Below are 14,073 nucleotides of genomic sequence, written 5' to 3'. Positions count from 1 at the left end.
CAGCCTTTGTGCCGTTCAGTCGGGCACAAAGGCAGGCTGCGTAAAGTCGGGATAAACCCGTCCCTGGGCCTCGGCCGCCGGTTACTCGCCTCATCCATGAGGCTCGCCCGCAAGCGGGCCAGCGCTTTACGTTGTTCAAAAACGCTCCAGGCGTTTTTGTCCATGCGGCGGATGCTTTACTCCGCTACTCATGTTTATTCGCCACACTTGTTCGAACAGCAGTAAAACAGCCTGAGGGAAGAAAAGGTTCACCTGAAGAGTAAAGCGTCCCACGCCAGGGACGGCGTGGGCCGAGCGTCATGGATGACGAATGCGTCTTTACGATCAGGTGAACCTTTTCTGACCGGCTCCGATTTCCCAGCAACACTACTCACACACCCTGCGCCCAGGCCGGAATGCACAGCATTTAAACCCCGTATACCAGTCACCCTGCTTAAACTCAACGCTGTCCCGCCCACTCCCCGCAACATGATTCACCCCACATCCATTGAAAAAAGATCTCACTCAATGAATTAATCATTCGTTATGATGTTTGGTAATTTGAATAATTTATTCCTTAACGGAGCCCGTCATGAAACTCGACCTCAGCCAGATGATCACCGAAGGCCGCAACCCGGCCAGCCAGAACATCGATGAACTCTCTACCGAAGCGATGCTGCGCGTCATTAATGATGAAGATAAAAAGGTGGCGCTGGCGGTAGAGGCCATCGTGCCGCAGATCGCCGACGCCGTTGACGCCATCTGCGCTGCGTTCCAGGCGGGTGGGCGATTAATCTATTGCGGTGCGGGCACCTCCGGGCGGCTGGGCATCCTGGATGCCAGCGAATGCCCGCCTACCTTTGGTACGCCACGCGAACAGGTCATCGGCCTGATTGCCGGCGGTCATACCGCCATACTCCAGGCGGTCGAAAATGCCGAAGATAACCGGGAACAGGGCGCGCAGGATCTGAAAGATATCCACTTCAGCCGCCACGATGTGCTGGTCGGTATCGCCGCCAGCGGTCGCACACCTTACGTGCTCGGTGCGCTGGCTTACGCCAACGAGCTTGGTGCGACTACCGTGTCGCTCACCTGTAATCCCGGCAGCGCCATGTCGCAGGTCGCTGCGATTGCGCTCACGCCGGTGGTCGGCCCGGAAGTGGTCACTGGCTCCTCCCGCATGAAAGCGGGCACGGCACAAAAACTGGTGCTCAACATGCTCACCACAGGCTCGATGATCCGCAGCGGAAAAGTCTACGGCAACCTGATGGTTGATGTGGAAGCGACCAACCAGAAACTGGTGCAGCGCCAGGTCAACATCGTCATGCAGGCCACGGACTGTGATGACGCGACCGCCAGCGCTGCGCTTACCGCCTGCGGCGGACACTGCAAAACCGCGATCCTGATGGTGCTGGCTGACCTGGCCGCCGATGAGGCGAAAGCGCTGCTCAGTCAGCATCAGGGCTTTATCCGTCAGGCTCTGCAGGCAGCGGGAGCACGCTAATGGCGAAAATCACCGAAGCACTGTTGCGTGACATCCTGCAGGCGGTCGGTGGCGCGCAAAATATCGCGGCCTGTGGTCACTGCATGACGCGGCTCCGCCTGACGCTAAATCAGCCGGAACAGGCTGATCTGGCAGGATTAAAAAGCCTGCCGGGCGTGCTGGGCGTTATCGACAGCGAGGCGCAGTTACAGATTGTCCTGGGGCCAGGCAAAGCGCAAACCGCCGCCGAGGGGATTCAGAGCCTGCTGGTGCAGGATGAAAGCACACCGGCATCACAGGACGAAAAAGCCGATCTTAGCAAGCGGGCGGCGCAGCAAAAGCAGCAGCTAAAGGCGAAACAGACCAGCGGCGTGCATCAGTTCCTGTCGCGCTTCGCCACCATCTTCACCCCGCTGATCCCGGGCTTCATCGGCGCGGGGCTGCTGCTGGGCTTTGCCACGCTGATTGAGCAAAGCCTCCACCTTAATGCGCCCGGCGACCATGCGCCCTGGCTGCTGCACACCGTGGCGTACATGAAAGTGTTCGGCAAAGGACTGTTCACCTTTCTCAGCATCCTGATTGGCTACAACGCGCAAAAAGCCTTTGGCGGCAGCGGCGTCAATGGTGCCATCATCGCCTCACTGTTTGTGCTCGGCTATGTGCCCACCGCCACCACCGGCTACTACAGCGGCATGGAGAGCTTCTTTGGCCTGACGATCGACCCGCGCGGCAACATTATTGGTGTGCTGATGGCGGCGATTATCGGGGCGTGGATTGAGAAACAGCTGCGCAAAATCATTCCCGACAACCTCGATATGATCCTGACTTCACTGTTTACGCTGGTGATTACCGGGGCCATCACCTATCTGCTCATCATGCCGCTGGGTGGTGAACTGTTTAAGGGGATGTCGTGGCTGTTTATCCATCTCAATAACAATCCCTTTGGCTGTGCGCTGCTGGCCGGGCTATTCCTGATCGCGGTGATGTTCGGCATCCATCAGGGCTTTATTCCGGTCTACTTTGCGCTGATGGAAACGCAGGGTTTTAACTCGCTGTTTCCGATTCTGGCGATGGCGGGCGCAGGACAGGTCGGTGCATCCCTGGCGCTGTGGTGCAAAGCAGAAAAAGGCGCGCTGTTACGGGCGCAGATCAAAGGAGCTATCGTGCCCGGCCTGCTGGGCGTTGGAGAACCGCTGATCTACGGCGTCACGCTGCCGCGCCTCAAGCCGTTTATTACTGCCTGCGGTGGCGGGGCGCTGGGCGGGTTCTTTATCGGGCTGATAGCGTGGCTGGGTCTGCCGGTGGGGATGAACACGGTATTCGGACCGTCCGGGCTGGTCACGCTGCCGCTGATGACCTCCAGCCAGGGGATCTTCGCGGGTATGGCGGTCTACCTGGCCGGACTGATGGTGGCCTGGACCGGCGGATTCCTGCTCACCTGGTGGTTTGGCACCCGGAATGTCGACCTCAGCTGAGCGCCTGCCGGAATTCTGAAATCCGGCTAACGGATAAATAATCACCTGAAAATGTGAAATCTGCCGCAAAGCGGCTTTTTTCGCGGCGGAAATTTAACTGAAACGTTAAAGAGAGTAAGGAAGCATGCCGAAAACATAAAAAAAGGTAATCGTTATTTCTCAGCCCACCGTTTTCACGCTGACACGCAGACTGTCACGTGAAGGCGGTCGGGTCTTCAAGGATTTTTGATGCGTAACAACCAGCCTGTCTCTCAGCGTGAATATCAGTTTGACGATCATGCGACACTCATGTCGACCACCGATCTCAACAGCCACATCACCTACGCCAACGACGCGTTTATCGAAGCAAGTGGATTCACTGCTGACGAGATTAACGGGCAGCCGCATAACATGGTGCGCCATCCCGATATGCCGCCAGAAGCGTTTGCCGATATGTGGGCGACGCTGAAACAGGGTGAACCCTGGACCGCGCTGGTCAAAAACCGTCGTAAAAATGGCGATCACTACTGGGTGCGGGCCAATGCCATTCCGGTGGTGCGCGACGGTAAAGTGCAGGGTTATATGTCAGTACGCACCAAACCCACGGCAGAGGAAGTCCGTCAGACCGAAGCGCTCTATCAGGATTTTCGTGAAGGCCGCGCCAGAGGGCGACGTTTTTACAAAGGCCTGCTGGTTCGCAGCGGCTGGCGTCGTCCCGCCTCCATTCTGAAAACGCTGCCCCTGCGCTGGCGGATCCGCAGTACGCTGCTGGCGTTACTGCCCCTCTCAGTGGCAGGTGTCTGGGCGCTGGGTATGACGCACGCAGCACTGGCCGGCTTTACCGCAGGCATGGCGGCGCTACTCACACTGAGCAGTCTGTGGCTGGAACAGCAGATTTCACGGCCTATCGAGCGGATGTGCAAACAGGCGCTGAGCGTGGCGACCGGTGCGAGTCACAAGGTCGAGCAGATGGATCGCGTTGATGAGGTCGGCGTCACGCTGCGCGCTATCGGTCAGCTCGGATTGATGTTCCGCTGGCTGGTGGATGATGTCAGCGGTCAGGCGATCAATGTGTTAAGCGCCAGCGACGCCATTGCCCGCAGCAATAACGAACTGAGTCGTCGCACCGAGCAGGCCGCGGCCAACGTACAGCAGACCGCAGCCACCATGAACGAAATGACCGCCACGGTGAAGAGCAATACTGAAACGGCGAACGAGGTGAATACCCTGTCAGCTGACACCAGTCAGGCAGCCAGTAAAGGCGGTGAGGTAATGACCGAGATGATGGGTATGATGGGCGAAATTGCTGACAGTTCAAAGCGGATTGCCAATATTACCAGCGTTATTGACGGCATTGCATTCCAGACCAATATTCTGGCGCTGAACGCCGCAGTAGAAGCGGCACGGGCCGGTGAGCAGGGCAAAGGCTTTGCGGTGGTGGCAGGCGAAGTTCGTAGCCTTGCACAGCGCAGCGCCAAAGCCGCCAGCGAAATCAAAATGCTGGTCGAAACCAGTGCCAGCCGCGTTCAGTCGGGCAATGAGCACGCCAGCGCGGCGGGCCGGACGATGCAGGATATCGTGTCACAGGTACAGAATGTGACTGCCCTGATCGCTCAGATCAGCGCCGCCACGGCCGAACAGGCGACCGCGCTCAGCGAAGTCAGTTCAGCGGTGGAAGATCTTGATGACATCACCCACCAGAACGCTGCCCGCGTAACAGAAAGCGCCGAGGCTTCAGGTCGCATGACCCATCAGGCTAACCGGCTGGTGGAAGCGATCAGCGTGTTTCGTTAAGAGATCCGATTACGAGGCTAGCGCCTGCGTGCCGTCGCGTCCGGCACGCAGCGCGCCTGGCGACTGCCCGACAATCCGCTTGAAGGCGCGACTGAACGCCGCAATCGAGCCGTAGCCGAGATGATAAGCGACGGCTTCCACCGCTTCGCCATTGTTTACAATCCGTTGCACCGCCAGCCGCATTCGCAATTCGGTCAGATATCGCAGCGGCGTCATGCCGGTAGCCGTGAGAAAACGTCCGGCGAACACCGAACGCGAACAGCCCGCCACGCTGGCGAGTCGCGCCACCGTCCAGTTTTCGCCCGGCTCCCGATGCATCGCGGCAATCGCCTGGCTCAGACGCGGATCGCGCATCGCCTGCACCAGCCCGCTACTCTGGCCGCAGCCGTTCTCTACCCAGCCGCGAACTATCAGCGCGGCAACCACATCAGCCAGACGCGACAGAATCCCGGCAAATCCCGCCTGGCGGGTCCGCGATTCCCGCTCCATCGCCGCCAGAATAGGCTGAATCTCCGGGTACTGCGACAGCAGCGTACTCACCAGCATCACATCCGGCATGGTGTTGATCAGCGGTTGCATGCCGCCAAGCTCAAACGCCATGCAGGCGCTGAACAGCAGCACGCTGTGCTCGTCATCACAGGCATCTTCCGGTGCGGCAATCGCACAGACGCTGTCGCAAATCGGCTTACTCGCCATGTTCTTAATACACTGGCAGTCCGCCTCCTCACTGGAGATCAGGCTGTGTGGCTTACCGTGCGGCACCAGCAGCGCATCACCGCTGTTGAGCTGAAACACCTCACCGGAGGCGCCGCGTACCAGCAGTGAACCGCGCCCGACAAAGTGAAACTGCGCCCGCCCCGGCGCGTGCTCATAATGCAGCCCGAACGGCGCGCTTACAGCGATACGCTGATAGTTCACGCCATACAAACGCATTCCCATCAGCAGCTCACTGGTCAGATCTCCATAGTGGCTCATACGATTCCAGACGAATTATCAAAAATGAAGGTGTAAGCATCATAGATCGTCCTGACGCTCCACTCTATGCTCTCACTCACTTTTTTATCTTCCGGAGAAGCAGCATGAGTCTGACAACCGAAGTGGCTGATGAGGTTTCCTCGCCGACCCGTCCCGCCTGGGGCGCGGTGTTTGCTATGGCGTTTGGGGTGTTCAGCCTGATTACCGCCGAATTTTTACCCGTGAGTCTGCTGACGCCAATGGCCCACAGCCTGGGCGTTTCAGAAGGGCAGGCGGGACAGACCGTCACTATCACCGCGCTGGTGGCGCTGTTTACCAGTCTGGTTACCGGCAGCGTCACGCGGCGCATCGATCGCCGCATCGTTATGCTGGTGTTTTCGCTATTGCTGATTGCCTCGGCGCTAATGGTGGCGTTTGCGGCTGACCTGACGGTGATCCTGCTGGCGCGGGTGCTGCTGGGGATGGCCATTGGCGGCTTCTGGACGCTCTCAACGGCCATCACCATGCGTCTGGTACCCACCGATCAGGTACCGCGTGCGCTCTCTATTGTCTTCAGCGGGATCTCGCTGGCGACGATTATCGCCACGCCACTTGGCAGCTATCTCGGTGGACTGGTGGGCTGGCGCAACATCTTTATGCTGACCGCCGGACTGGGTGCGGTGGCGCTGCTGTGGCAGTTCTTTACCCTGCCCGCCATGCCAGCAGAGAACAAAGCCCGCAATGGCGGCGTGCTGGCGCTCCTGCGTATCGGCGTGATGCGCTGGGGCATGCTGGCGGTGATCATGATGTTTACCGGCCACTTCGCTTTCTTCACCTATCTGCGTCCATTCCTGGAAGGCGTTGCACACCTCAACCTTAATCAGCTGTCGCTGGCGCTGCTCGCCTTTGGCGTGGCGAACTTCTTTGGTACCTCGCTGGCGGGTTTTCTGGTCACCCGCAGCGTATCGCTGACGCTGAGCGGGATGGCGCTGTTAATGAGCGTCACTGCGCTGATGCTGGTGAGCTTTGGCGATGTCAGCTGGATGGTAGGCGCAGGCGTGGCAATCTGGGGCATGGCATTTGGTTCGATGCCAACCGGCTGGTCAACCTGGATTTCGCGCGCGGTGCCGGATGACGCGGAATCAGGCGGCGGGTTACTGGTCGCCACCATTCAGCTGGCGATTACCGTCGGCGCGGCTGCGGGCGGCTGGATGTTTGACCTGCGCGGAGCAGGCGGCGTGTTCGTTGCCAGTGGCGTGCTGATGCTGCTGGCTGCACTGACCATCTTCACGCGGGTGCGGCATCACGGTTAAACTTCTGAGGGCAGCGCATTATGCTGCCTTTTTTTATGGAAGTGGGTTATTAACCTTTTGAGCGATAACTGTGCGATACGTGCTTTTTATGTTCAATTTTACTGAAAGAGATAAGCAAAACCCTCCGCTTTTTACTGATCAAATTCCGGACTAATATATCTATCAACAAGGCAGCACGCCTTACCTGATAAAAATTAACCGAGGAATTGACCATGAAATCTATCAAAACTTTTGCAGCTGTTATCGCGCTTTCTGTTCTGCCATTCGCCAGCTTCGCGCAATCTGTGACCGCTATCGACTCTACGCTGGATGGTGCAGAAGCGAAAATTGCTGCACAGGCGCAGGAAGCTGGTGCTTCATATAAAATCACTGAAGCTTACACCAACAACGGCGTTCACATGACCGCTGAGCTGCTGAAATAAAACGCTTTACCCTCTTGTGCTGACAGGATGCCTCCGGGCGTCCTGGCTTCGTTTCTGCGCGAATAATCCTGTCCCTTTCCTTCATAAATAATTATCATTCTCAAAAAAACGTAAATCAGCCTGTGCGTCAGGCCTTTCTGGTTGCAATGTCGGGCTTTCTTATCACTGCGTCTGCAGTGGATTAACTCTGGAGAAGTTATGAAAGCGATTACCATTACGCGCCGGACTCTGCGTCCGCTGTTACTGGCTACGGCCCTGTTCTCTGCCTCAGGATGGCTGGCAGCGCAGGCGGCGGATCTTAATCAGTCCGTGGGTAAAGGTGTTTATGAACTGGCGGTCAGCCCGAAAGACAACGCGCTGTTCGTGGCGACAGCGCAGAACAGCAGCGGTAACGGCGGTACGGTTTTCCGTCTCGACCCGGCTACGCTGGCGGTACAGCAGGCAATCAACACTGAGCTGAAATCCTTTGGTGCGGCAATCAATCCCCAAACCAACGTGCTTTATATTGGTAATACCGTAAACGGTTCGGTCACCGCTATCGATGCCAGTAGCAGTAAGGTACTGAATACGCTGGTGCTGGATAGCCGTCCGCGCAGTGAGACCGTGCGTCCGCTGCAGCCGCGCCAGGTGGCGGTGGATGTGAAAACTAACCGGGTGTATATCACCGGACTGGGACCGCAGAGCGTGGTCTGGGTGGTGGATGGCAGCACGATGAAGCTTGTCAGCACCATTCCGAATACCGGCAAAATGGGCACCGGTCTGGCTGTGGATGCCGATGCGCAAAAGGTCTACGTCACCAATGCCGATGGCGAACTGGTCACGATTAATGCGCGTACAAATGCGGTTGAGAAGAAGCAGAGGATTGACGGCGATAAAGCGCACTTCTTCCTGAACCTTGCGCTGGATACCGGTGGTCAGCGCGCTTTCCTGACCGATTCAAAGCAGGCGCAGGTGCTGGTAGTGGATCTGCGTAATCAGCAGGTAATTCAGCGGATTGATGTGCCTGAATCGCTGGCGGTGTTGTTCAATGCGCAGCGTGATGAGCTTTATGTTACCCATCGCAAAGCCGGTGAAGTCAGCATCATCGACGCCAGCAGCTATAAGGTGAAGCGCACGGTAAAAACCCCGGCATTGCCTAACAGTCTGGCGCTCTCGGCGGATGGTAAGGTGCTGTACGTCAGCGTAAAACAGCCCGGCTCGCGCAAGGAACCGCCAAAAAATCCTGACAGCGTGATGCGTATTGTACTGTAAGTGATTCCTCTTCCTCTCCAGCCAGAGAGGAAGAGTCTTCCCCTGAACCACTAAACCTCTTCCGATGCCTCGCGCATCATCTCATCATGCGGCACATCATCCAGGATCTGTTCAAAGCTGCGCAGACGTTTGTAGATCGACATCAGCTCGATCAGCGTTGACCAGGAGGCGATCAGATACTGGAACGAACCGCGCACCTGATCAAACACGTTGGTGATCTGGTTGAGTAAGCCCAGCGTGATGGTGCCTGCCACAATCGACGGGAACAGCAGGAACAAACCAAACACGTTATCGACTTGCAGATAAAGAATGCGGGTGATGTTGAAGTAGAGATAGTGGAAGTAGAGACGAAAGTAGTTAACCCGCACCCGACTGAACAACTCCTGCACTGTCTGTGGCTGTGCACGATCGGCATTGTCTTCGCCGTAGACCAGCTCTTTACGGTATGCAGCTTCAACCCGCTGATTACGGAACTCCAGACCCGGTAGCTTAATCCCGACCAGCGCCAGCAAGCCGGTGCCGAACACAGACCAGAGCACCGCTGCAATCACCAGCGCGTAAGGGATATTGCCGAGGATCGGGATATCTTTCACGTGATGTGACAGCGCCACCAGCACCGGTAAAAACGCTACCAGCGTCATAATCGCCTGAATAAAACTAACACCCCAGTTTTCCAGCGTAGTTGCAAACCGCATGGTGTCTTCCTGCACACGCTGTGCGGCACCTTCCACATGACGCAGACGCTGCCAGTTATGCATGTAGTAGTTATTCATGGCGGTACGCCAGCGGAAAACCCAGTGGCTGATAAAGAAGGAGTTGAGAACGCCAATCACCACCGCGATTAATGCGATGCCGAGAAAAGAGATAACCTCATGGTAAAACTCTGCAATCTGCACCGATCCCGCTTTGGTCAGGGCTTTCTGAATCAGGTCATAGAACGGACCATACCAGGCATTAATGGCCACGCCCACCTGCACACCAAACCAGGTGACAAAGATAATCAGCGCGGAACCCCATACTGACCAGCGTTGCCACGGATGCGCATCAATCAGCCGCCAGGCCAGGGCAAAAATGGCTACCATGATCCAGTAATAGAGATAAAACCAGATCTGACTCGCAGCGATAAAACGTGCCGCTGTGGTCGGTAAAGGTTGTTTCATTGCCGTTTCAAAAGTCGGCCACATGCCGGGCAGATGTGCGGCAAAGCCGAACCAGGCAAAAATCGCTACTAAGCTCCAGACAGCCGCAGAGCTGAAAAACAGCGCTGGCCGCGGAAAAAAAGACTTAAACATAGGCACTCCGCTGTTGTGTGTTGCCTGTTATAACGTTTTTGGCGGGTCGCTGTCTGTAGTCTGTTGTTTCTGCTCATGACAGGACGGTGATAGATGTTAATGAAATTGTGCGGTTTTGTTTCGTGGAACTAAATTTTTGTGAATGGCAGTGTTACAATATGGTGCTTTGTTACCGGTAACAAAAATCTGTCACCCTGAATTTGCTTATAAAAACCATTACAACGCAACCCTCTACTTTTTCATACCGCTCACGATAGCGGGAATGAGGCAATGTCATGTCAGAACAAAAAAAGGGTCATTCACGCAGGGATTTTTTGCTGAAGACTATTACCCTGGCGCCTGCAATGGCGGTAGGTTCCACAGCGATGGGCGTGCTCTCCCTGCCGCTCGCTGCGCAGGCGGCTGAAACCCCGGCGGGTCCACAGCAGGCGCGTGACTACCAGCCAGCCTGGTTTACCGCCGAAGAGTTTGCCTTTATTACTGCCGCCGTAGCTCGCCTGATCCCCAGCGATGAACGCGGGCCGGGTGCGCTGGAAGCCGGCGTGCCGGAGTTTATCGATCGTCAGATGAATACACCGTATGCCACGGGTTCAAACTGGTATATGCAGGGGCCGTTTAATCCCGATCTGCCGAAAGAGCTGGGCTATCAGCTGCCGCTGGTACCCCAGCAGATCTACCGGCTCGGTCTGGCCGATGCCGACAGTTACAGCAAGCAGCAGCACGGCAAGGTTTTCGCCCAGCTCAGTGGCGAGCAGCAGGATGCCCTGTTGCAGGCGATGGAGAGTGGCAGCGCGGAATTCAGTCAGCTGCCATCAAAAGTCTTCTTCAGCTTCCTGCTGCAGAACACCCGCGAAGGCTTCTTCAGCGATCCCATCCACGGCGGAAATCAGGGCATGGTCGGCTGGAAGCTGATCAACTTCCCTGGCGCACGCGCCGACTTTATGGACTGGGTAGAGCGCGGCGAACGATATCCGTTCCCATCAGTGTCGATTCGCGGGGAGAGAAGCTAAGCATGGCTAACGAAATGAAAAAAGTGGATGCAGTGATTGTCGGCTTCGGCTGGGCAGGCGCAATTATGGCGAAAGAGCTGACCGAAGCGGGCCTTAACGTGCTGGCGCTGGAGCGCGGACCGCATCGCGACACCTATCCTGATGGCTCTTATCCGCAGTCCATTGATGAGCTGACCTATAACATCCGCAAAAAGCTGTTCCAGGATCTGTCGAAAAGCACCGTGACCATTCGTCATGACGCTTCGCAGACGGCCGTTCCCTATCGTCAACTGGCGGCATTTCTGCCCGGCACCGGTACTGGCGGTGCGGGCCTGCACTGGTCCGGCGTCCATTTCCGTGTCGATCCGGTTGAACTGCGGATGCGCAGCCATTACGAAGAGCGCTACGGCAAGAACTTCATCCCGGAAGGCATGACGATTCAGGATTTTGGCGTCAGCTACGATGAGCTGGAGCCGTTTTTCGACAAAGCAGAAAAAGTCTTTGGCACCTCCGGCAGCGCCTGGAGCATCAAGGGGAAAGTGGTCGGCAAAGATAAAGGCGGCAACCCGTTTGCGCCGGATCGCTCCGATAACTTCCCGCTGCCCGCGCAGAAGCGCACCTATTCGTCACAGCTGTTTGCTCAGGCGGCCGAGTCGGTTGGTTATCACCCTTACGATCTGCCGTCCGCCAATACTTCGGGTCCTTACACCAACACCTATGGCGCGCAGATGGGGCCGTGCAATTTCTGCGGTTACTGCAGCGGCTACGCCTGCTACATGTATTCCAAAGCGTCTCCTAACGTCAACATCCTGCCTGCGCTGCGTCAGGAGCCGAAGTTTGAGCTGCGCAACAATTCTTATGTACTGCGGGTCAATCTCAGCGATGACAAAACGCGCGCAACTGGCGTGACCTATGTGGATGGTCAGGGTCGTGAGCAGGTTCAGCCTGCTGATCTGGTGATCCTTTCCGCTTTCCAGTTCCACAATGTTCACCTGATGCTGCTGTCAGGCATTGGTAAACCGTACAACCCGATCACCAATGAAGGCACCGTAGGCCGCAACTTCGCCTATCAGAACCTCTCTACGCTCAAGGCGCTGTTTGATAAGAACACCACTACCAATCCGTTTATCGGCGCGGGTGGTGCAGGCGTAGCGGTTGATGATTTCAACGCGGATAACTTCGATCACGGGCCGCTGGGCTTTGTCGGCGGTTCGCCATTCTGGGTTAACCAGGCGGGCACTAAACCGATCTCTGGCCTGCCGGTGCCAGCGGGTACACCTAACTGGGGCAGCAAATGGAAAGCGGCGGTGGCGGATACCTACACCCACCATCTGTCGATGGATGCGCACGGTGCACACCAGTCCTATCGCGCCAACTACCTCGATCTCGATCCCAACTACAAAGATGCCTATGGACAGCCGCTGCTGCGCATGACCTTTGACTGGCAGGATAACGACATCAAAATGGCACAGTTTATGGTTGGCAAGATGCGCAATATCGCGGAAGCGATGAATCCGAAGATGATCATCGGCGGCGCGAAAAAGCCGGGCACCCATTTTGACTCGACGGTGTATCAGACTACCCACATCAGTGGCGGGGCGATCATGGGCGACGATCCTAAAACCAGTGCGGTGAACCGTTATCTGCAAAGCTGGGACGTGCCAAATGTGTTTGTACCAGGCGCATCCGCCTTCCCGCAGGGACTGGGTTATAACCCGACCGGCATGGTGGCGGCGCTAACCTACTGGTCAGCCAAAGCGATTCGCGAACACTACCTGAAAAACCCCGGTCCACTGGTGCAGGCATAAGGAGATGGCGATGAAAAATGGCATTCTGGCTCTGATTCTCGGCTCCCTGTCGTTCGCCGCCCTGGCGGATAACAGCCAGGACGATCTGGTTAAACGGGGTGAATATCTGGCGCGTGCCGGTGACTGTGTGGCCTGCCACACCAGCAAAGGCGGCGCGGCGTTTGCCGGAGGTCTGCCGATGGCGACACCGATTGGCACCATCTACTCCACCAACATCACGCCCGATCGCGACACCGGCATTGGCGAATACAGCTACGACGACTTCCAGAAAGCGGTGCGTCACGGCGTGGCGAAGAACGGCGATACGCTCTATCCGGCAATGCCATTCCCCTCCTACGCGGTGGTCAGCGATGAGGACATGAAGGCGCTTTACGCCTACTTTATGCATGGCGTTGCGCCGGTTGGACAGCCAAACCGGGAGAGCGACATTCCCTGGCCGCTGTCAATGCGCTGGCCGCTGGCGATCTGGCGCGGCATTTTTGCGCCCGATGTAAAAGCCTTCCAGCCTGCAGCGCAGGAAGATCCGGTGCTGGCGCGGGGTCGTTATCTGGTTGAAGGACTGGGCCACTGCGGGGCCTGTCACACACCGCGCAGCATTACCATGCAGGAGAAGGCGCTGACCAACGAGGAGGGCAGCGACTATCTGGCGGGCAGCAGTGCACCCATTGATGGCTGGACCGCCAGCAACCTGCGCGGCGATAACCGCGATGGGCTGGGTCGCTGGAGTGAAGGGGACCTGCGTCAGTTCCTGCGTTATGGCCGCAACGATCAGACCGCCGCTTTCGGTGGTATGACCGACGTGGTAGAACACAGTCTGCAGCACCTTAGCGAGGCCGATATCACGGCTATTGCACGCTATCTGAAGTCGCTGGGCGCAAAAGACCCGCATCAGGCAGCGTTCAGCGTGGATGATGCCACGGCAAAAGCGCTGTGGCGTGGCGATGACAGCCAGACCGGTGCGGCGACCTACGTCGACAGCTGTGCGGCGTGCCATAAGACCGATGGCAGCGGCTATAAACGCTTCTACCCGGCGCTGCGCGGTAATCCGGTCGTCATGGCGGATGATCCGACCTCGCTGATCCACATTGTGCTGGTGGGCGGACAGTTGCCTGGCGTGAATGGTGCGCCGTCGACCATTACCATGCCGGCATTCGGCTGGCGCCTCAACGATCAGCAGGTGGCGGACGTGGTGAACTTCGTGCGCAACAGCTGGGGCAACAAGGCGTCGGAGCAGGTCAGCGCGAAACAGGTGGCTGAGCTACGTAAAGATGAAAAAGATCGGCTGGGCAGTGCAGATATCCGGGTACTGGAAGGCAAGTAACCGGCAGTAAAAA

At 57.2% G+C, this 14,073-nt stretch carries 11 protein-coding genes; 9 read left to right on the top strand and 2 right to left on the bottom strand.

Annotated features, from left to right (window positions below; translation table 11 throughout):
• Positions 1–571: 571 nt before the first annotated feature.
• From murQ to IBT54_RS08740, 3 genes are all read left to right on the top strand, one after another.
• Complete coding sequence (gene murQ / locus IBT54_RS08750) at positions 572–1,483, top strand: N-acetylmuramic acid 6-phosphate etherase (protein ID WP_033781566.1); 912 nt, start codon at positions 572–574, stop codon at positions 1,481–1,483.
• Positions 1,483–2,937, top strand: a complete 1,455-nt coding sequence (gene murP, locus IBT54_RS08745) for a PTS N-acetylmuramic acid transporter subunit IIBC (protein WP_201252025.1) — start codon at positions 1,483–1,485, stop codon at positions 2,935–2,937. Before murQ ends, murP begins: the two co-directional genes overlap by 1 nt.
• Positions 2,938–3,165: 228 nt before the next feature.
• Positions 3,166–4,710 (top strand): PAS domain-containing methyl-accepting chemotaxis protein, encoded by a 1,545-nt coding sequence (locus IBT54_RS08740; RefSeq protein WP_201252024.1) that lies wholly within the window; start codon positions 3,166–3,168, stop codon positions 4,708–4,710.
• 9 nt (positions 4,711–4,719) lie between these two features.
• Here the strand turns inward: IBT54_RS08740 and IBT54_RS08735 are convergent, their stop codons facing one another.
• Positions 4,720–5,685, bottom strand: a complete 966-nt coding sequence (locus tag IBT54_RS08735; protein WP_013359813.1) for an AraC family transcriptional regulator — start codon at positions 5,683–5,685, stop codon at positions 4,720–4,722.
• Positions 5,686–5,789: 104 nt separating this feature from the next.
• On the opposite strand from IBT54_RS08735, the gene IBT54_RS08730 reads away from it, so the two are divergent.
• From IBT54_RS08730 to IBT54_RS08720, 3 genes are all read left to right on the top strand, one after another.
• On the top strand, positions 5,790–6,977 hold the full coding sequence (locus tag IBT54_RS08730; RefSeq protein ID WP_201252023.1) for an MFS transporter: 1,188 nt from the start codon (positions 5,790–5,792) through the stop codon (positions 6,975–6,977).
• 212 nt (positions 6,978–7,189) lie between these two features.
• Positions 7,190–7,399 carry a DUF1471 domain-containing protein gene (locus tag IBT54_RS08725; protein ID WP_009092571.1) on the top strand — a complete coding sequence of 70 codons (210 nt, stop codon included), beginning with the start codon at positions 7,190–7,192 and terminating at the stop codon, positions 7,397–7,399.
• A 198-nt stretch (positions 7,400–7,597) separates the two neighbouring features.
• Positions 7,598–8,650 (top strand): YncE family protein, encoded by a 1,053-nt coding sequence (locus IBT54_RS08720; RefSeq protein ID WP_201252022.1) that lies wholly within the window; start codon positions 7,598–7,600, stop codon positions 8,648–8,650.
• 50 nt (positions 8,651–8,700) lie between these two features.
• Here IBT54_RS08720 and sbmA read toward each other — a convergent pair whose 3' ends face one another.
• Entirely contained in the window at positions 8,701–9,942 is a 1,242-nt protein-coding gene (gene sbmA, locus IBT54_RS08715) for a peptide antibiotic transporter SbmA (protein WP_033781572.1), read from the bottom strand.
• Between the two features lie 275 nt (positions 9,943–10,217).
• Here sbmA and IBT54_RS08710 point away from each other — a divergent pair, with 275 nt between their 5' ends.
• From IBT54_RS08710 to IBT54_RS08700, 3 genes are read left to right on the top strand one after another with little or no spacing between them, the layout of a single operon-like run.
• Positions 10,218–10,952, top strand: a complete 735-nt coding sequence (locus tag IBT54_RS08710; RefSeq protein ID WP_201252021.1) for a gluconate 2-dehydrogenase subunit 3 family protein — start codon at positions 10,218–10,220, stop codon at positions 10,950–10,952.
• Positions 10,953–10,954: 2 nt separating this feature from the next.
• Positions 10,955–12,739: a GMC family oxidoreductase gene (locus IBT54_RS08705; RefSeq protein ID WP_095706353.1), complete on the top strand. Its 1,785-nt coding sequence runs from the start codon at positions 10,955–10,957 to the stop codon at positions 12,737–12,739.
• Positions 12,740–12,749: 10 nt separating this feature from the next.
• A complete protein-coding gene (locus IBT54_RS08700) occupies positions 12,750–14,060 on the top strand; it encodes a cytochrome c (protein ID WP_201252020.1) in 1,311 nt (436 codons plus the stop codon).
• Positions 14,061–14,073 lie beyond the last annotated feature (13 nt).

Source organism: Pantoea sp. S62, from assembly GCF_016658625.1.
Lineage (GTDB): Bacteria > Pseudomonadota > Gammaproteobacteria > Enterobacterales > Enterobacteriaceae > Pantoea > Pantoea vagans.
This window is presented reverse-complemented; position numbering and strand designations above follow the sequence as displayed.